Annotated in this window: 22 protein-coding genes; 11 read left to right on the forward strand and 11 right to left on the reverse strand. The window is 31.3% G+C overall.

All coding sequences use genetic code 11. The features are described 5' to 3' along the window. Positions 1-2: 2 nt before the first annotated feature. The gene (locus Q0935_RS12135; RefSeq protein ID WP_299386393.1) at positions 3-521 is read right to left on the reverse strand and encodes a hypothetical protein; all 519 of its coding nucleotides are present in this window, start codon (positions 519-521) and stop codon (positions 3-5) included. A 70-nt stretch (positions 522-591) separates the two neighbouring features. Between Q0935_RS12135 and Q0935_RS12140 the strand changes: the two genes are divergently transcribed. The 3 genes from Q0935_RS12140 to Q0935_RS12150 all read left to right on the forward strand — a co-directional run bounded on the left by Q0935_RS12140 (position 592) and on the right by Q0935_RS12150 (position 2715). Next, the gene (locus tag Q0935_RS12140; RefSeq protein WP_299386397.1) at positions 592-1353 is read left to right on the forward strand and encodes a 5'-nucleotidase C-terminal domain-containing protein; all 762 of its coding nucleotides are present in this window, start codon (positions 592-594) and stop codon (positions 1351-1353) included. 5 nt (positions 1354-1358) lie between these two features. Then, the gene (locus tag Q0935_RS12145; RefSeq protein WP_299386402.1) at positions 1359-2276 is read left to right on the forward strand and encodes a bifunctional UDP-sugar hydrolase/5'-nucleotidase; all 918 of its coding nucleotides are present in this window, start codon (positions 1359-1361) and stop codon (positions 2274-2276) included. Between the two features lie 64 nt (positions 2277-2340). Next, the gene (locus Q0935_RS12150) at positions 2341-2715 is read left to right on the forward strand and encodes a DoxX family membrane protein (protein ID WP_299255070.1); all 375 of its coding nucleotides are present in this window, start codon (positions 2341-2343) and stop codon (positions 2713-2715) included. On the opposite strand, the gene Q0935_RS12155 is transcribed toward Q0935_RS12150, so the two are convergent. The 7 genes from Q0935_RS12155 to Q0935_RS12185 all read right to left on the reverse strand — a co-directional run bounded on the left by Q0935_RS12155 (position 2707) and on the right by Q0935_RS12185 (position 9806). After that, positions 2707-3423: a hypothetical protein gene (locus tag Q0935_RS12155; protein ID WP_299255067.1), complete on the reverse strand. Its 717-nt coding sequence runs from the start codon at positions 3421-3423 to the stop codon at positions 2707-2709. The two genes, Q0935_RS12150 and Q0935_RS12155, sit on opposite strands and share 9 nt — an antisense overlap. 112 nt (positions 3424-3535) lie before the next feature. Then, complete coding sequence (locus tag Q0935_RS12160; RefSeq protein ID WP_299255064.1) at positions 3536-4246, reverse strand: hypothetical protein; 711 nt, start codon at positions 4244-4246, stop codon at positions 3536-3538. Positions 4247-4375: 129 nt separating this feature from the next. Continuing rightward, positions 4376-6373: an NAD-dependent DNA ligase LigA gene (ligA, locus tag Q0935_RS12165; RefSeq protein WP_299386406.1), complete on the reverse strand. Its 1998-nt coding sequence runs from the start codon at positions 6371-6373 to the stop codon at positions 4376-4378. A gap of 4 nt (positions 6374-6377) precedes the next feature. Further along, positions 6378-7742 carry a hypothetical protein gene (locus tag Q0935_RS12170; RefSeq protein WP_299386410.1) on the reverse strand — a complete coding sequence of 455 codons (1365 nt, stop codon included), beginning with the start codon at positions 7740-7742 and terminating at the stop codon, positions 6378-6380. Between the two features lie 96 nt (positions 7743-7838). Then, positions 7839-8420 (reverse strand): TIGR00730 family Rossman fold protein, encoded by a 582-nt coding sequence (locus Q0935_RS12175; RefSeq protein WP_299386414.1) that lies wholly within the window; start codon positions 8418-8420, stop codon positions 7839-7841. Continuing rightward, positions 8420-9289 (reverse strand): peptide chain release factor N(5)-glutamine methyltransferase, encoded by an 870-nt coding sequence (prmC, locus tag Q0935_RS12180; RefSeq protein ID WP_299386419.1) that lies wholly within the window; start codon positions 9287-9289, stop codon positions 8420-8422. Before prmC ends, Q0935_RS12175 begins: the two co-directional genes overlap by 1 nt. A 25-nt stretch (positions 9290-9314) precedes the next feature. Beyond that, on the reverse strand, positions 9315-9806 hold the full coding sequence (locus Q0935_RS12185; RefSeq protein WP_299386423.1) for a GNAT family N-acetyltransferase: 492 nt from the start codon (positions 9804-9806) through the stop codon (positions 9315-9317). 74 nt (positions 9807-9880) lie between these two features. Here Q0935_RS12185 and Q0935_RS12190 point away from each other — a divergent pair, with 74 nt between their 5' ends. The 5 genes from Q0935_RS12190 (at position 9881) to Q0935_RS12210 (ending at position 13537) form a co-directional block, all read left to right on the forward strand. Then, entirely contained in the window at positions 9881-10336 is a 456-nt protein-coding gene (locus Q0935_RS12190) for an LEA type 2 family protein (protein WP_055436497.1), read from the forward strand. 2 nt (positions 10337-10338) lie between these two features. Further along, positions 10339-11334: a bifunctional diaminohydroxyphosphoribosylaminopyrimidine deaminase/5-amino-6-(5-phosphoribosylamino)uracil reductase RibD gene (gene ribD / locus Q0935_RS12195; protein ID WP_299386434.1), complete on the forward strand. Its 996-nt coding sequence runs from the start codon at positions 10339-10341 to the stop codon at positions 11332-11334. A 105-nt stretch (positions 11335-11439) separates the two neighbouring features. After that, complete coding sequence (locus tag Q0935_RS12200; RefSeq protein WP_299386438.1) at positions 11440-12051, forward strand: HAD family phosphatase; 612 nt, start codon at positions 11440-11442, stop codon at positions 12049-12051. Next, the gene (locus Q0935_RS12205) at positions 12048-12911 is read left to right on the forward strand and encodes an EamA family transporter (protein WP_299386443.1); all 864 of its coding nucleotides are present in this window, start codon (positions 12048-12050) and stop codon (positions 12909-12911) included. The genes Q0935_RS12200 and Q0935_RS12205 overlap by 4 nt, the downstream gene beginning before the upstream one ends. Beyond that, positions 12911-13537, forward strand: a complete 627-nt coding sequence (locus tag Q0935_RS12210) for a YigZ family protein (RefSeq protein WP_299386447.1) — start codon at positions 12911-12913, stop codon at positions 13535-13537. Before Q0935_RS12205 ends, Q0935_RS12210 begins: the two co-directional genes overlap by 1 nt. Positions 13538-13545: 8 nt before the next feature. Here the strand turns inward: Q0935_RS12210 and Q0935_RS12215 are convergent, their stop codons facing one another. Further along, positions 13546-13944, reverse strand: coding sequence for a thioesterase family protein (locus tag Q0935_RS12215; RefSeq protein WP_299386451.1), 399 nt, complete (start codon positions 13942-13944; stop codon positions 13546-13548). Positions 13945-14134: 190 nt separating this feature from the next. Here Q0935_RS12215 and dnaA point away from each other — a divergent pair, with 190 nt between their 5' ends. From dnaA to Q0935_RS12230, 3 genes are read left to right on the forward strand one after another with little or no spacing between them, the layout of a single operon-like run. Then, entirely contained in the window at positions 14135-15562 is a 1428-nt protein-coding gene (gene dnaA / locus Q0935_RS12220) for a chromosomal replication initiator protein DnaA (RefSeq protein ID WP_055436491.1), read from the forward strand. Positions 15563-15577: 15 nt separating this feature from the next. Further along, the gene (locus Q0935_RS12225; protein ID WP_299255027.1) at positions 15578-16036 is read left to right on the forward strand and encodes a low molecular weight protein-tyrosine-phosphatase; all 459 of its coding nucleotides are present in this window, start codon (positions 15578-15580) and stop codon (positions 16034-16036) included. Positions 16037-16095: 59 nt separating this feature from the next. Further along, positions 16096-16812 (forward strand): SAM-dependent methyltransferase, encoded by a 717-nt coding sequence (locus Q0935_RS12230; RefSeq protein WP_299386456.1) that lies wholly within the window; start codon positions 16096-16098, stop codon positions 16810-16812. A gap of 14 nt (positions 16813-16826) precedes the next feature. Here the strand turns inward: Q0935_RS12230 and Q0935_RS12235 are convergent, their stop codons facing one another. Next, on the reverse strand, positions 16827-17501 hold the full coding sequence (locus Q0935_RS12235; RefSeq protein WP_299255021.1) for a peptidoglycan-binding protein LysM: 675 nt from the start codon (positions 17499-17501) through the stop codon (positions 16827-16829). 110 nt (positions 17502-17611) lie between these two features. Then, positions 17612-18469 carry a DUF2279 domain-containing protein gene (locus tag Q0935_RS12240; protein WP_299386463.1) on the reverse strand — a complete coding sequence of 286 codons (858 nt, stop codon included), beginning with the start codon at positions 18467-18469 and terminating at the stop codon, positions 17612-17614. Positions 18470-18508: the final 39 nt, after the last annotated feature.

Consider the following 18508-nt stretch of genomic DNA (forward strand, 5'->3'; position numbering starts at 1 on the left):
ATCTATATTTTATTTAGAATATTGAGATATTTCTTTAATTCTGAAGTAAATGTTTTAAAATCATCTATTTCAGTTTTAATTATTAAGTCGTTTATACGTTCGTCTGTTTCTAAAACGCCAACTTTAAATTTTGATTTTGATGCAACCGTTAATAATTTTAACGGTGTGATATCATTTTTATAATAACTAATTAAAAGATCGAATTCCGTATTTAAAAACTTTTTTAATGTCGGTTCTTTAATTGTGCCTTTCCAACCTAGATGCTTCAATGTATAAGCTGGGCTAAAAACATCTTCGTCTTTTTTAATTTGTGATTTAAAAGCAATTATTTCTATATTTTCTTTCTTAATATTTAATCCTTCTGCTAAACCGTTAAAAATAGGAACATTAATTAACTCCTCGGTATTAAATAGAACTCCAATACGGTTAACTTTAGTATTAGATGGAGATACAACTCTATTTTTTGACTGAGAATCAATATAGTTTTTATTAGATTTTTCTTTAAATCCTTTTAAAATCATTTATCTTTATGCTTTGTACAAAAGTAGGAAAACCAACTAAATGTTTTCTAAAAAAATATAAGTATTACAAATGAAAAAATACCACTTACTAATTTCTGTTTGCTTTCTAGCATTCATATTCTCTTGTAAGCAAGAGCCGCTTGTACTTTCTAAAATTGAAGGTAAACAAATTGGCATAAAAGACAGCCTAGAAATAGACCAAGATTATGATGCTATAATTGCTCCATACAGAGACAGATTAACAGACGATATGAATGCTGTATTGTCTTATGCTCCGGAAACCTACAACAAATCTGATGGACACTTAAATACTGCTATTGGAAATTTAATGGCGGATATTGTTTTTAAAGAAGGTGATTATGTTTTTAATAAAAGAACAAATAAACATATTGATGCTGTTATATTAAATCATGGCGGTATTCGCTCTATTATTTCTAAAGGAGATATTACTACAGAAACAGCTTTTCAAGTGATGCCATTTGAAAACAGTATCGTTGTTATTGCTTTAAAAGGTCAGCAAATAGATAGCATGATGCAATATTTAAGCCAAGCAAAAAGAGCGCATCCTGTACAAGGTATAAAACTTACTATAGATAGAGACTATAAAATTTCTGAAGCTTTAATTGGAGGAAAGCCGATTATTAAAGACAAAACATATTACGTAGCAACTAATGATTATCTATACGATGGTGGAGATGGCATGCGCTTTTTCAAACCTAACGACTCTATTTACCATATAGATTATAAAATTAGAAATGCCATGATAGACTACTTTAAAAAAGTAGATACTATAAACCCAAAGATTGATAACAGATTTACCCAAACCAAATAATAGAAATGAAACGTAGAACATTTATACAACAATCATCAGCAGCAACAGCCTTAGTTACTCTTGGCGGATTTGGGTTTCAATCTTGTAATGCATCTGTAAAAACTAAAAAAATTACTATACTACATACTAACGATGTACATAGTCATATTGATCCTTTTGGGCCAGATGATGCTAGAAATGCAAACCAAGGCGGTGTAGCAAGACGTGCTAGTTTAGTAGAGTCTATTAGAAATGAGAATCCAAATACTTTATTATTAGATGCTGGAGACATTTTTCAAGGCACACCATATTTTAATTATTACGGTGGAGAACTTGAGTTTAAGCTTATGTCTAAAATGAAATATGATGCAGCCACTATTGGTAATCATGATTTCGATAATGGTATTGATGGTTTATATGCACAATTACCACATGCTAGTTTTCAGTTTTTATCTGCCAATTACGATTTTAAAAATACTGTAATGGATACGCATGTTAAGCCTTACCAAGTATTTGTAAAAGATGGTTTAAAAATTGGTGTTTTTGGAGTTGGAATTGAGCTAGATGGTTTAGTTAACAAAAACATGTACAAGGAAACAAACTACCTAGATCCTATTGAGATAGCTACAGATATGTCTAGAATCCTTAAGGAAGAAGAACAGTGCGACCTTATTATATGCTTATCTCATTTAGGCTACTACTACTCTAAGAACCCAAGTAGAATATGTGATCTTACTCTTGCAAAATCTACAAAAGACATAGATTTAATTATTGGAGGACATACACACACTTTTTTACCAAAACCAACTGTTGCACAAAACAGTGAAGGCAAAAATGTATTAGTAAACCAAGTAGGTTGTTATGGCATAAATTTAGGGAAAATTGATTTTTATTTTGATGCCGAAAAGAATAAGACAGCAGACGGAACTTCTATAATAGTGTAATACAAGGCTTCGTTTTCCGACCAAGATTATAATTATTTACTTTATATAAGCAAAGTCAAAAATTATGAAAACCAAAATACTTTTAGGATTACGCATTATTATAGCTATTATTTTAATACAAACCTTACGTTTTAAATTCACTGGCCATCCAGATAGTATTTATATTTTTAAGCAGGTAGGTATGGAACCTTATGGACGTATTGCCATAGGCATACTAGAGCTTATTGCCGGTATCTTATTACTAATACCTAAAACAATATGGGTTGGTGCTACTATAACAATTGGTGTTATTGGAGGCGCAATATTCATGCACATGACTAAATTAGGTATAGCTGTAAATGGAGACGGAGGTATTTTGTTTTTTACCGCACTTACAACTTTTACACTCTCTTCCGTTGTTCTATTCTTCTACAGAAAAGACATTCCGTTTTTAAAATAAAACTTTATAGAATATATTAATTTTAGAAACTATGTACACGTAAACAAGATAAAAACCTGTTACTAAAAGTACTGCATAGGTTACATTTAAAACATACTCTGAAGACACAAAGATATATGCTACTTGTACCACCTCTGAAAACACAATACACACACTAGCCAAAAACAAGATTAATCCTTTTTTAGAATCGTGATACAGATAGTTCACTAATGAAAACGAAAGCACCAATAGTATACACATATTATAAATGCACTCTACTAAAAAATCGAACGTATAGACTTCTATAACTCTATCTGCTAAAATCATTTGATTTAGTGAAAAAATTAGATAACAGTTAAAAATAGCTAGCACAACTATTGGAATTTTATACTTTTCTAAAAGCTTTTTAAGGCTTATACTTTTTGCTATATAGGTGAGTAAACTTATATATCCCAAAATATGCCCAATCTTGCTAACCTTAGATAAAATATAAACATCTAAGAACATTATAGCATTTACAAATCCTGCAAAAGCGCAAAATATTAAAAACATTGCAAAAAACTTATTCCTTGCATTAGACACCGTAAAGTACAGATACACCAAGAGTGGTAAAATAAATGCTTTAGAAAAATTAGATAGCGTTTCTATATTAAAAAGCACACCTGCCATAAACAAACAAGAAATAGCGATAAGCAAACCAGTTATTAACCGCAGCTTAGTAATTTTCATTATAATAATTTTTAGGTGTCACAAATTTAAGCAAGAAATCACCAATAAACTTATAATTTTGCATTTAATCGATAAAATACATGATAAAATTAAAACATTCAACAATAACTAATTAAGCTAAGTATCCTTTTTTAACATCAACAAATGAATGGAAGAACAACATAATTACACCACAAATAAATAACACTGAAGAAGTATAACTTATACTAATATCATCTACAATGTAGTAATAGCCTATTAAAATCAACTCTGAAAACGCTATCATAACACATGAAACAAATAGCAAAAGGTACTTTTTGTTTACATTTTGAATGTAGTTTAAAAAAGAAAAAGATAAAACTATAATAACCATTAAACTATAAAAGAACTCTACAGCTTGCACTAATTCAATAAAATTAGATTCAAAATTTATAGGATTGATAATATTTATTAAAACATAAATCATGTATAAGTCTAATACAAGTAAAACCATAAACTCGAGTAGATACTTTTTAAATACTAACTTAAAAATAAAGCTTTTAGCAATGTAAAGTATTAAAAAAAGATAAGCCAATATATAAGCGACATTACAAACGTAATAGGACCAATTTGATTCTGCTCTAAAATCTAAAATATTAGCAATATCTCCTATTGTATAAATTACAAAAAAGGCCGTTAAAAATTTGTCTTTATTTTTATTAAAAAACAAATACACTAAAGAGGTTAAAGGCACTACAGATAACTCTAATGTAGAAGACAGCACTTCCAAATCAAAATAATCTAAAGCTATTACAACAGTAAAAATAGCAATTGCTGCTAGGATTAAAAAAAGAGGTCTAGACATTAAACATTCAAGGGATTATCAACTTCCCAAAATAACAACTTCCAAGTTTAGGAAACAAATATTTATAATGGATAAATGAAAAAACATTTACTCGTATTCAATTTAAAAGCCTAAAACACAAATACAAGCCTATTTTAACATATCTAAAAACTCAGTTTCAGAAAGCAAAGGCACATTTAATTTCTCTGCCTTTTCCTTTTTACTTGGTCCCATTTTATCTCCTGCAACTACAAAATCTGTTTTAGAAGAAATAGAACTTACATTCTTTCCGCCGTTGTCTTCAATTAGTTTTTTTAGTTCTGTTCTAGAAACTTGAGTAAATACACCAGAAACCACAAAAGCTTTTCCTTCTAATCTGTTTGTTTGATTTGCTAGCTTGTCTGCAGAAATTTCTAATTGCACGCCACAATCTTTTAAACGCTGAATAGCATTTACATTGTCTTCCGAAGCAAAAAAGGCAACCACACTTTGTGCTATTCTAATTCCTATTTCGTCAACTTTTTCTAAATCTTCAATTGAAGCACTCGCTAAAGCCTCTATACTTTTGTAATGCTTTGCTAGTTTTTTAGCAACAGTTTCACCAACAAAACGGATACCTATTCCAAAGAGCACACGCTCGAATGGTATTTGCTTTGAAGCCTCGATACCATTTATTAAATTATCTGCACTTTTTTCTGCCATACGCTCTAAAGGCATCACTTGCTCTTTGGTTAACGTATACAAATCGGCATAATTAGTAATCAGTTTTTCTGTAACTAAAAGCGCCACAGTTTCACCTCCTAAACCTTCAATATCCATTGCTTTTCTAGAAATATAATGTTGAATCCTCCCAACAACCTGTGGGTGACATCCATTATAATTCGGACAAAAATGTTTAGCCTCACCTTCCATTCGCTCTAAGGGCGTTTGGCATTCTGGACATTCTGTAATATATTGTGTTGGCTGAGAATCTAAAGGTCTTTTAGATAAATCTACAGCTATAATTTTAGGTATAATTTCTCCTCCTTTTTCTACAAAAACAGTATCATTTATTCTAATATCTAATTTTTCAATCTGATCTGCATTATGTAAAGAAGCACGCTTTACAATAGTTCCTGCTAATTCTACAGGTTCTAAATTTGCAACTGGAGTAATAGCTCCTGTTCTTCCTACTTGATAGGTAATTTCTTTTAATACCGTAGACACCTGCTCTGCCTTAAACTTGTAAGCCATTGCCCAACGTGGCGCTTTAGAAGTATAACCTAATTCTTCTTGCTGGTATAAACTATTCACCTTTACTACTACTCCATCAGTTTCGTAAGGTAAATCGTGTCTTGCTTTATCCCAATGGTTTATAAACTGAAAAACTTCATCTATAGAATTACATAAACGTGCTTCATTTGGAACTTTAAATCCCATTTGTCTAGCTTTTTCTAAACCTTCAAATTGATCTTGAACACCTAAATTTTCACCTGTTAAATTATACAGCAAACACTCTAAAGGTCTTTTAGCAACCTCTGCACTGTCTTGTAGCTTTAAACTTCCCGACGCTGTATTTCTTGGATTTTTATAAGGCTCTTCGTCATTAGCAACGCGCTCTTCATTCATTTTAATAAAACCATCAAAAGGCAAAACAATTTCGCCACGAATATCAAATTTCTCAGGATAATCGCCTTTTAACTGTAAAGGCACAGATTTAATAGTTTTAATATTTGCTGTAACCTCATCACCTTGAAAACCATCACCACGAGTTACTGCTCGCAATAATTTACCGTTTTCGTAGGTTAAACTTATTGAGGCACCATCATATTTTAATTCGCAAGTATAACTAACATCGCCATCAATCATTTTTTTGACCCTAGTTTCCCAGTCTTGTAAATCTTCCAGAGAATAAGAGTTATCTAAAGAATACATTCTATGATTATGAACAATAGTATTAAAATTCTTGGTCACTTCTCCTCCAACACGTAAAGTTGGTGAATTTGCATCGTAAAACTCTGGATGCGCTTCCTCTAAAGCCTGAAGTTCTTTTAATTTTATATCGAAATCGTAATCGCTAATAGTCGCATTATCTAAAATGTAATAATTATGATTGTGCTCTCTTAACTCAACACGAAGTGCTTCAATTTTAGTCTTAATATTATCCACTACTTTATTCTTTTAATTTAATTTTTAAATATTGAGGGTTTTTGACCTCACTTCCATTCCAAACATTCTGATTTACAATCTCTATTGCAAATTCTGTATTCGAAATCCACTTCATTTCATTTTGATAGGTTTTTAACCAATGCACAAAATAAAACGCATTTTCTAAAACGATGCTCTTATCTTCATTTATTTTATAAATTTCAATAAAAAACTGTTCTTCGTAAACATCGAATGCAAAAGAAATAATCTTTTTCTTATCTAATGAAACATATGGATAATCTGCAAACGAATAAGTTTCCTTGCCTGTACTTCTGTCTACAAAACTATAAAAAGCATCTTCTGCCTTTGGATATACATGATACATTAAATATTGATTTAAAAAATCGATATCTCCATAATAACCATGTGTAGAATTACTGTAACCTACTTTACTTTTATATACAATTACACTGTCTTTAATAGGGAGTGTAATGTCTTGGGTTTTATCGTCGTTATCTTTTATTACAACTGAAGGATTACTAGTTAAAAACGTATTCTCAAAAGTTTTTAATGCATTAAAGCTCGCTTTAGAAATTAATTCGAAATCTAAATACTCTGTTAAACACTCTATATCAGCTTCTTTTATATTATATCTAGTAGCTTCTGTAAGTTTAGAACCAACACAAATTTGATCTTCATAAATAATAACATCTTCTAAATCTCCTAAAAAACCTTCAAACACATACCGTTTTAAAGTTGTGCCTCCATCTCTCCATTGTACAATTGCCCAACGTCCTTTTACTGTTTTTCCTTCGTCCTCAACCTCAATAATTTGATCTGTATAACCTATAATATTAACTAAGTCGCCATTATTATATTTACCATCTACAGTTCCGTTTTCTTGCCTAATATTTAATCCATTTCTTGATATTACATATTTATTTGCTATTGGTTTTTCGAAACGCACTGTATTGTAATAGTCTCTAATAAGTCCGTAATAAGCACCATCTGTATAGACATTAGAATAGATTGAAAAATAGTCGTTAAACACTAAAAATGCAGAATAATGAATTGGATCTCGACTCACTCTTGCTTTAGGCAATAAGCGATCCACATAAATAGTATCATTAGGTTTTACAATACCTATAATACGCTTGCTAGTAGCTGTTATTTTGTAAGTAGATTGTAAAGAATCTATTACTTTGGAAGAATACACTCCAAAATCTGAATCCACCTCATTAATCCCTTCTTCATCTTTTAATATTTCGAATTCTTTCTCAGATGGTCTTGTAAAAATAATATGCTTACCAGTAACAAATATGGTGTCTTTAGGTATGGACGAAAAATCGTGAGTTTTTTCAGGAATTGCGCTCTCATTTTTTGCTTTCACAGGAGTTTCAACAGGTTGTAACTGCTCTTCTTTCTGTTTTTTACAACTCAGAAAAAAGAAAACAAATACGAGAACAAAACCAAACCTACACATAATTTATAGCTTAGAAACATCTAACCATTCTGGTGCTGGCAATGGCACATGGTTATTCATTTTTTCTAACAATCCATCAATAGTATTATCTACAACAACAGCATCTAAATTTTCTTGTTTTAAAAAGCCTTTCTCTACCATTGTTTTAAATTGAGAAATTAAAGCATTGTAATAACCGCTAGTATTTAGAATACCAATAGGCTTGGTATGCAATCCTAACTGTCCCCAAGTTGAGATTTCGAAAAACTCGTCCATTGTACCAAAACCGCCAGGAATAACTATAAAACCGTCGCTTTTTTCGTATAACTTCACTTTACGATCGTGCATATTACTGGTTACAATTAATTCTGTTAAGCCTTCACTTACAATTTCTTTTGTCTTTAAAAAATCCGGAATTATCCCAACAACCTTTCCGTTGTTTTCAAGTGCTCCATTAGCAACCGTTCCCATAATACCAATTTTGGCGGCACCATAAACTAAAGTTATGTTTTGTTGCGCTAATGTTTTACCTAAAGCATAAGCTTCAGAAATAATTGTATCATCATTTCCCATGCTTGCGCCACAAAATACTGCTATGCTTTTCATTATTTATCCGCTTTTATCATTCGGTCTTTACCAAATAAGTCTTTAATTATTTCTACGTTTTTCAATCCGAAAGTCTCAACTAGAGTTTTCGTTTCTGGTCCTAAATACTCGTTGATTTCAAAGAATAGTTGTCCGTTTTCTTTCAATTTCTCAACAGCAAATTTAGTAATTGCGTTATAGAATAATAACGGATTATCATCTTCTACAAACAAAGCCAAATGTGGTTCGTTGTTTAATACGTTGTTTTGTATTTCGGCTTTTTCAAGATTACGCACGTATGGCGGATTAGATACGATTGTATCGAATTTTAAATCTTGAAATAACAGTTCCCATTGCGGTTTATCTAAAATACTACCTTCTATAAACTCAACGTTTACTTCATTTAAAACAGCGTTTTCTTTTGCTTTTTTTATCGCTTTCGCGGAAACATCCATTGCAGAAACCTGTGCATTACCAATGTTTTTAGCTAACGAAATTGCAATACAACCACTTCCTGTACCAATATCTAAAATTGAAGGTTTATCATTTTTACTTCGTTCTGAATGACAATCGATAATTAATTGTACTAATTCTTCCGTTTCTGGTCTTGGAATTAATGTGTTTTCATCCACTTTAAATGGTAAACCATAAAATTCTGTTTCGCCTAAAATGTATTGAATGGGCTTTTCGTTTTTTAAAGCTTCTAAAGCATCAAAAATAGGTTGTTGCTCTTCTTTTGTAATAGATAAATCTCTATCTAATGCCAATGCAAAACGTGTAATGCTATAAAATGCATCTGTACATAAAAAGAAGAAACTAGTAACCTCTTCTTTACCGTAGATTGCATCTAAGGTTTCATGAAATATATTTTCTAAGTCTTTTACTAACACAATCTCTGTTTATTCTTTTCTTAATTTATAAATCTTTAATCATCCAAATACCACAGTTAAAATGTCCTGTTTCTCCCAAAGGTGCATTTAAATGCTTAAAACCATTAGTTTCGTATATATGAATAGCTTCTTTTAACTCCGGAATTGTTTCTAAATAACATTGCTTAAAACCTAAAGCCTTCGCTTTTTCTAAACATTTTAAAAACATCTTTTTACCATAACCTTTACCACGAACTTTCGACGAAAAATACATTTTCTGAATTTCGCATACATCGTCCTCCATTCCATTTAAAGGTTTTAAACCTCCTCCACCTTCTACAACACCATCTACAGTAACCACATAATATACTTCTCTTGTTTTACTATAAGATTCAAACATTTTAGGTGTTTCGCTATCTGCGTATGCTGTACCAACTAATGGCAGCTTATATTCAATAAAAACGGTACGTATAACGCTTTCAATCTGAGCATTATCTTCCGCTTTAATTTCTCTTATTACAATATTATTATTACTCACGATATTATAGTATTTTTACCCAGTATTTAAAGGTTGAAGATACAGTAATACCAAACAAATTAAAAAATTTCAAGATGAAGAAACTCATAATCTTATTAACAATTACAGTTTGTTTTTTAAGTTGCTCGATTAAAGAAAAACCAGAATTTTTACGTGTAGAAAATATTGAAGTTGCAGATTCTAATTCAGAATTTATAATACTAACTGCTGATGCTTTTTTTAACAACCCAAATAGCGTTGGCGGAAAATTAGAAACCGAAGGCATTACAATTACTGTAAACGATATAGAAGTTGCAACTGTCTCTTCTAAGGAGTTCGATGTGCCTTCTAAAAAGGAATTTTCTATTCCATTATCGGCAAATATTCCAACTAATAAATTATTAAACCTTAATAATTTGAGTAGTGTTTTAAGCAGTATGCTTAATAAATCTATGAAAGTGCAATATAAAGGTGTCATTAAATATAAAGTATTTGGTTTTTCGCATAAATACGATGTGGATGAAATTGAAGACGTAAAGATTAAACTATAATATTGACTACGCACCAAACATACATGCAACGCGCAATACAAATTGCGAATAACGGATTAGGCACAACACGCCCAAACCCAATGGTTGGTGCTGTAATTGTATATAACAATAAAATTATTGGAGAAGGTTTTACTAGCAAATATGGTGGTAATCATGCCGAAGTTAATGCTATTAACTCCGTTACAGATAAATCGCTTTTAGCAAAAAGCACTATTTATGTTACACTTGAACCTTGTTCTCATTACGGAAAAACACCGCCTTGTAGCGATTTAATATTACATCATAAAATACCAAATGTGGTTATTGGTTGTGTAGATGATAATCCTGAGGTTGCTGGAAAAGGCATAAAAAAACTAATGGAAGCTGGCTGCAATGTTACAATTGGTATTTTAGAAAAAGAATGTAAAGATCACCACAAACGTTTTTTCACGTTTCACAACAAAAAACGTCCTTACATTATATTAAAATGGGCAGAAACTAACGATGGTTTTATTGCTCCTACTTCTAGAGACGAACAAAAACCAGTTTGGATAACTAACCAATTATCGAGACAATTAGTCCATAAATGGAGAGCAGAAGAACAAGCGATTTTGGTTGGTGCGAATACAGTTTTACAAGATAATCCTAGTTTAACTGTTCGCGATTGGACAGGAGAAAACCCGATTCGTGTAGTTTTAGATAAAAATAACAAACTACCAAAAAATCTTTCAGTTTTTAATTCTGAAGCCGAAACTATTATTCTAAAAGAAGATACTGCTAAAAGTATTTGTGATACTTTATTTACAAGTAACATTAATTCTATTATAATTGAAGGTGGCTCAAAGACACTTCAACTTTTTATAGATGAAGGGCTTTGGGATGAAGCAAGACTATTTAAAGGGAATACCGAATTTAAAACAGGTGTTAAAGCGCCTAGATTTTCAGGGACATTAATTTCTGAAGAAAAGATATTAGACGATACATTAAGAATTTATAAAAACAATTGTCAGTTCGAGTGATTCTGTTTTTTTTGATCAGAATTGTATCGAGAACCTCTTAAAGACTTCTTCATTCATTTTTTGTGCCTCAAAAAGAAATTACTCAAAAGCGACTTAAAACTAACTATGATAAAAACAATAATATTCGATTTCGGAGACGTATTCATAAACCTTGATAAAGAAGGTGCAATGACAAATGCTTTAGAGTTATTCGAAATGGAAGAACTTTCTGAAGATTTAATAGCAATAAACGCGCTTTACGAGCAAGGCCTTTTGTCTACAGATGAATTTATCGATTTCTATCGTGAAAACTTCCCGAAATTATCGAAACAAGAACTTATTGAGGCTTGGAATTTTATCATATGCGATTTCCCAACAAAAAGATTAGCGTTTATAGAGCAATTAGCAAAAGACAAAAAATACAATCTTATTCTATTAAGTAACACAAACGAGCTACATATAGACTGTATAAAAGAGCATATTTCATTTTATGATGATTTTAAAGCTGCTTTCAACAAATTTTATTTGTCTCATGAAATTATGCTAAGAAAACCAAATGCAGATATTTTTGAATTTGTATTAAAAGAAAACAAACTAAAACCTGAAGATTGCCTTTTTATAGACGATACTTTAGAGAATACAGAAGCTGCAGCAAAACTTGGTATCAATGTTTGGAATAACGATCCAAAAACAGAAGGTATTGTAGATTTATTCACCATTAAAAGTGATCTTTTTTGATATACTTATTACTTAGCATCCTTGCCTCTACTCTTATATTTGTAATTTTTACATTATTAGGGAAGTACAAGATTAATACACTTCAAGCCATTGTTGTAAATTATTTTACAGCATTTATTACAGGTGTACTAAGCTCTACAGAAACTATAAGCTTTAAAAAGGTTATTAATGAAGATTGGATTTATGGTGCAATTTTCCTAGGCTTCCTTTTTATCTCTATTTTTAATGTTATGGCATTAACAGCACAACGTAACGGATTATCTGTTGCCTCTGTTGCAAGTAAAATGAGCGTTGTAATTCCTATTGTATTTGGAATATATGCTTATAACGAAAGTTTAACCATAATAAAAACCATAGGCATCTTATTAGCGTTATTTGCAGTCTATTTAACCTCTGTAAAAGCTAAAACTGGTAAAGTGAGTCTTAAAAACTTATGGCTTCCTATTTTGTTATTCTTTGGTTCAGGAACTATTGATACTACAATAAAATACATTGAAACATCATACGTATCAAACAATGGTATTCCAATATTTTCGGCTACTATATTTGCTATTGCCGGTATTATAGGTATCGTTATTCTTTCCGCGAAAGCGATAACAGGAAAAATAAAATTCGATTACAGAAGTATTTTTGGCGGTATTATTTTAGGTATTGTAAATTACTACTCCATATACATGCTGTTAAAAGCATTGCAAGTAGATAGCTTTGAAAGCTCCAGTATTTTTACTATTAACAATGTAGCCATAGTAATGCTTTCCACAATACTTGGCCTTTTATTTTTTAAAGAAAAATTAAGCCTTAAAAACTGGTTTGGAATTGCAATTGCTATTTTCTCAATTGTATTAGTAACTTTAGCATAATGGAAGAAAGCGTAAACGATACTTATAAAACGATTCTAAAGCCTTCGGAAGAAGTGCTTTTTAAGGATAAAAACTCTAAGTTTTACAGCTATGCTTTTCCTCTAACAAGCGAGGATAATGTGAAAGATTATCTTGAAGATTTAAAAAAACAACATCAAAAGGCTGGACATTTTTGTTATGCATACCAAATTGGTAAAGAGGAAAGCACTATAACCTATCGCGCAAATGACGATGGAGAGCCTAACAACAGTGCTGGGCTGCCTATTTACGGGCAAATACAATCGTTTGATGTTACCAATATACTAATAGTTGTTGTACGCTATTTTGGAGGTGTAAAATTAGGCGTTGGCGGCTTAATTAACGCTTATAAAACAGGAGCCCAATTAGCTTTAGAAGCTTCCAGAATACAAGAACTCACCATTAATATCGATTTTCTAATAAAATTCGAATACGAATTAATGAACAAAGTGATGCGCGTTATTAAAGAAAAGAACTTAAACATCACCAATCAAAAACTAGAATTAGATTGTGAAATAACAATTTCCGTTAGAAAAAAAGAAGCAGAAAGCATCTTCGAAATTTTCGAATCTATATATAAGGTTAAAATAAAAAAGCTTGATAACTAAATTTTAAATTACTTTTTTAAAGCTTCTAAAAAATATTTTGGAGGTCGTGTTGGTCTATTCGTCTTTAAATCAACAAATACTAAAACCACATTTGCTGTCGATAAAATTTCACCAAGATTATTAGTAATTTCAAAGTCAAATTCGGCCTTTACAGTAGGCTCTTTTTTAAGCATGGTTTTAACCGTAATTACGTCATCATATTTGATTGATTTCTTATATTTTACACTTAGTGACGCCACAGGAAGACCTACTCCAGATTCTTCCATTTTCTTGTAAGAAACACCTAGTTTTCGCAACCACTCAATACGAGCTATTTCTAGATATAATGCGTAGTTTCCATGATGAACAACACCCATCTGATCGGTTTCGGCATAACGTACTCTAATATCAATTTTATCTGACTTCATCTCTATAATTGTAAATTATTTTTTGTAGTTTCGTTTGAGTTGTCAGTATGAGGAAAAAAAACTAAACATTCAATAGTAATTCATTTTTTTTTTAAGTTTTTTGTTCACATATTTGCCACGCACAAAACAGATGATAAAAGTTCCAAAAACTTGTCTGCAATTAACTAACAAAAAACACAAAATTTTAACAATGAGTATAACTGCGCAATCGGTATGGAATAACTGTCTCAATTTTATAAAAGACAATATTCAACCTCAAGCATATAAAACTTGGTTCGAACCGATCATGGCAGTGAAGCTTACAGATAATGCTTTAAGTGTTCAGGTGCCCAGTAAATTCTTTTACGAGTGGCTAGAAGAACATTATGTTAAAATTTTAAAAGTAGCACTTACAAAAGAATTAGGGGAAACTGCCAAACTTGTTTACATTATTAAAATGGAAAACACTTATGGTAATAAACAACCTTTTACAGAGAAGATACCAAGTTCTAATCGTTCGGCGGTTAAGTCTCAAGATGTAGATGTGCCTTTAAAAAATAGAGATAGAGAATTACGTAATCCATTTGTTATTCCTGGAATTCGTAATGTAAAAATAGAATCTCAACTTAATCCTAACTACAATTTCGATAACTTTTTAGAAGGTGACTCTAACCGTTTAGCACGTAGTGCAGGTTTAGCTGTTTCGGCAAAGCCAGGTGGAACGTCTTTTAATCCGTTATTAATTTTTGGTGGTGTTGGATTAGGAAAAACACATTTAGCACATGCTATTGGTGTTGATATAAAAGATAAATACCCTGAAAAAACAGTTTTATATATTTCTGCTGAAAAATTCACACAACAGTATATAGACTCTGTTAAGAAGAATAATAGAAACGATTTTATTCATTTCTATCAATTAATAGATGTATTGGTTATTGATGATGTACAATTCCTATCTGGAAAGTCTGGAACACAGGATGTATTTTTCCATATTTTCAACCACTTACATCAAAATGGGAAGCAAGTTATTTTAACAAGTGACAAAGCTCCTGTAGATATGCAAGATATAGAGCAACGTTTATTGTCTCGTTTTAAATGGGGATTAAGCGCAGAGCTTCAAACTCCAGATTTTGAAACGCGTGTTTCTATATTAAAAAACAAATTATATCGTGATGGTGTAGAAATGCCTGATGATATTATAGAATATGTTGCAAAGCATATTAAATCTAATATTCGTGAACTTGAAGGTGCAATTATATCTTTAATAGCACAATCGTCTTTCAATAAAAAAGAGATTAATATTGAGCTAGCTAAACAAGTAGTTGAAAAGTTTGTAAAGAACACAAAACGTGAAGTTTCTATAGATTATATACAAAAAGTTGTATCAGATTATTTCCAAATGGATGTAGATACACTTCAATCTAAAACTAGAAAACGTCATATTGTACAAGCGAGACAATTAGCTATGTTTTTTGCTAAGAAATTAACAAAAGCATCTTTAGCAAGTATTGGTTCTCAAATTGGAAAACGTGATCATGCTACTGTATTACATGCTTGTAAAACGGTTGACAACTTATCTTCTACAGATAAGCAGTTTAGAAAGTACGTTGAAGATTTGACAAAAAAGCTGTCTGTCTAAAAAATAGCCTAAATTATGATTAGAATTTTAATGGTTTGCCTCGGAAACATCTGTCGCTCACCACTAGCTCATGGTATCTTAGATTCTAAACTTAATACTAAACATTTTGAGGTAGATTCTGCTGGTACTAGCAATTATCATATAGATAGTTTACCAGACAAACGCTCTATTGCTGTAGCAAGAAAAAACAACTTAGACATTACCAACCAACGTGGCAGACAATTTATAGTTGAAGATTTTGAAACGTATGATTACATCTACGTAATGGATAAATCTAACTTTGAGAATGTTATAAAAATGGCTCGTAATGTAGAAGACATTGCTAAAGTGAAGCTTATTTTAAACGAGAGCCATCCAGATAAAGATCTAGAAGTTCCAGACCCTTATTATGGAGGAGATTCTGGTTTTGATGATGTTTTTAACATGCTAGACGAAGCATGTACTATTATAGCACAAAGACTTAAAGACAAATAACCAAGTTATTATATTGCATTAACTTAGTTATAAATTACCAATTATTATTACTCGATAATATGAACGACTCTTACGGAAAACTATATCTTATTCCAACAACTTTAGGCGACACAGATCCTCTAAACGTTTTACCAATAACAGTAAAAAACACAATAGAACAAGTAGATATTTTTATTGTTGAAAACGAAAAGACAGCAAGACGCGATATTAAGAAAATTTGTCCAAGTAAAGAACAGTCGAGTTTAACGCTCTTTCCTTTAAACAAGTTTACAGATATTAGTGAACTACCAACCTATTTAGATCCCTGTAAAAAAGGTTTAAATGTAGGTTTACTTTCTGAAGCAGGTTGTCCTGGAGTTGCAGATCCTGGTGCAGATATTGTAAAACTTGCTCATGATAATGACATTAAAGTAGTTCCATTAGTAGGACCATCTTCTATATTAATGGCAATGATGAGTTCTGGAATGAATGGACAAAGCTTTGCTTTTAATGGCTACTTACCAATAGATAAAAGCGAACGTAAACAGGAAATTAAACGTTTAGAACGTTTATCGTTTGAACAAAACCAATCTCAATCTTTTATTGAAACACCTTATAGAAACAATAAATTTTTAGAAGACTTATGTAACACTCTAAATGGTAACACAGATATTTGTGTGGCTTGCGATATTACACTGCCTACAGAATATATAAAAACAATGTCTGCAAACGATTGGAAAAAAAATAACGTCGACCTTCATAAAAGACCAACGTTATTTATTATTCATAAAAGCTAAATCAAAATTATTAACTAAGCGTTAATAGAGACCTTTGCTTTTTTATTTGCTTTAATTCTTGACGTATCGTAACCTTGAAAACGTTTCATGTAATTTTTAATAGACGTTCCATAGGCATCTTCGAAACCATTAGAACCGTAACTTCTTAAATATTTTTTCACTCCACCTGGACCAGCAAGGTGTGCAGCTGCTAATATTCCAGATTCTGTTACTACTATTCCATTAATACGTACTCCAACAAAACGTTTAATATCTCTTCTTAATACCCACTTATTACGTTCTGCATTTGCTACAAATGCTTTTTCTTGTAACTCTGGTGTATTTAAAAAGTGTTTAGTGTCATTAATACCAATAAGCTCTAAAGTACTTCTACCAAACTGGTATTTTCCTAAATACCCTAAAGTATTAACTCTAAAATAATCGTTTTGAGATTCTTTAAAACCTAACTCTTCTTTAAAACCAGTGAAAGATTTTCCTAACTCTGGAGAAAAAGCGTTTTTATATCTAAGAGAAGATACACTTACGGTTTCTGCTTCAACTATTGTGTTATCCATATCTGGAGTTTCAATAGTTTGGTCTTCTAACAAAGCATAATCTTTGTTATTAGAATTACTAGATAGCGACACTACAATTAAAATACATATTGTAAGCACTAAGGGAACTAACTTTGCAATACTTTTTTTACTCATAATCATTTTGATTTCTTAAAAACAGCTATTAAACAAATAGCGTGCCTAAAATTTCGAGTGCAAATGTACAACCTTTTTTTTAATACTGAAAATCAAACGATTAACACCGTTTAGAAGTAGACAGAGTGGAACTTTACACCACTTTTGCCATTAAATTCTACAGTAGGAAATGGCACCTTAATACTGTTAAAAACGCTAAAAATTGATTTTAAGAGCTCAGAGTCCGTTTTTATCTTTGTTAAATCCATATCTAAGCTTAAATAAAATTGGCGCTGTCTATTTTGTTTAACCAACATATTATCAACAATAAGACCCTCATTTCCAGACAACATACCTTCTCCTCCATAACCAACAGCAACATTTAACCATTTTGGTATTTTACTGTTTTTAAAAAAGGAATGTACGTTAGCTGACAGCCAATATGTTTGTCCGTTATAATCTTTTAAGGCTTCTTCTAGCAAGCCATTACCTAGTTTATCTGGCCTTTGTGCAGCGTATTGAGTGCGATGAAAAGAATATTTCATGACAATACGTTGTTCTTCCCAAAGTAATTCTTGACCAATATATAAACCTGCACCTGCCGTATTTGCAGTAAAATCGCCCCAACTAAATCCCCATTCACTAGAAAAACCATCTAAAACCTCAACAGCAGTAAGAAACGAGAAACCTAATGTTGCTCCATATAACAATTGTTTTTTTTGGCTTACACCACTCCAACGTAGAGTTTGAGCTCCAAACTTACCTAACTGATACGATGAGAACACATGACCAAATTTATCCATCTGTAGCCATTCATTATTATCATCTATGGTATGAAACTTTGAACGCTCGTAATCTGCATACCACAACTGATTTAAACCCAAAAGCGTTAAACCACCAATTGCAGCTTCTGAAATAACAACTACATTTCTTCTTTTGGTATTTAAAGTATCGCTAGGTTTAAAGAAGTTATTATGCTGCGCAAACAAAGATAGTGAGGCGTGGAAAAAAAACAGATATAGTAGAAA

The organism is uncultured Lacinutrix sp., assembly GCF_947500605.1.
GTDB lineage: Bacteria > Bacteroidota > Bacteroidia > Flavobacteriales > Flavobacteriaceae > Lacinutrix.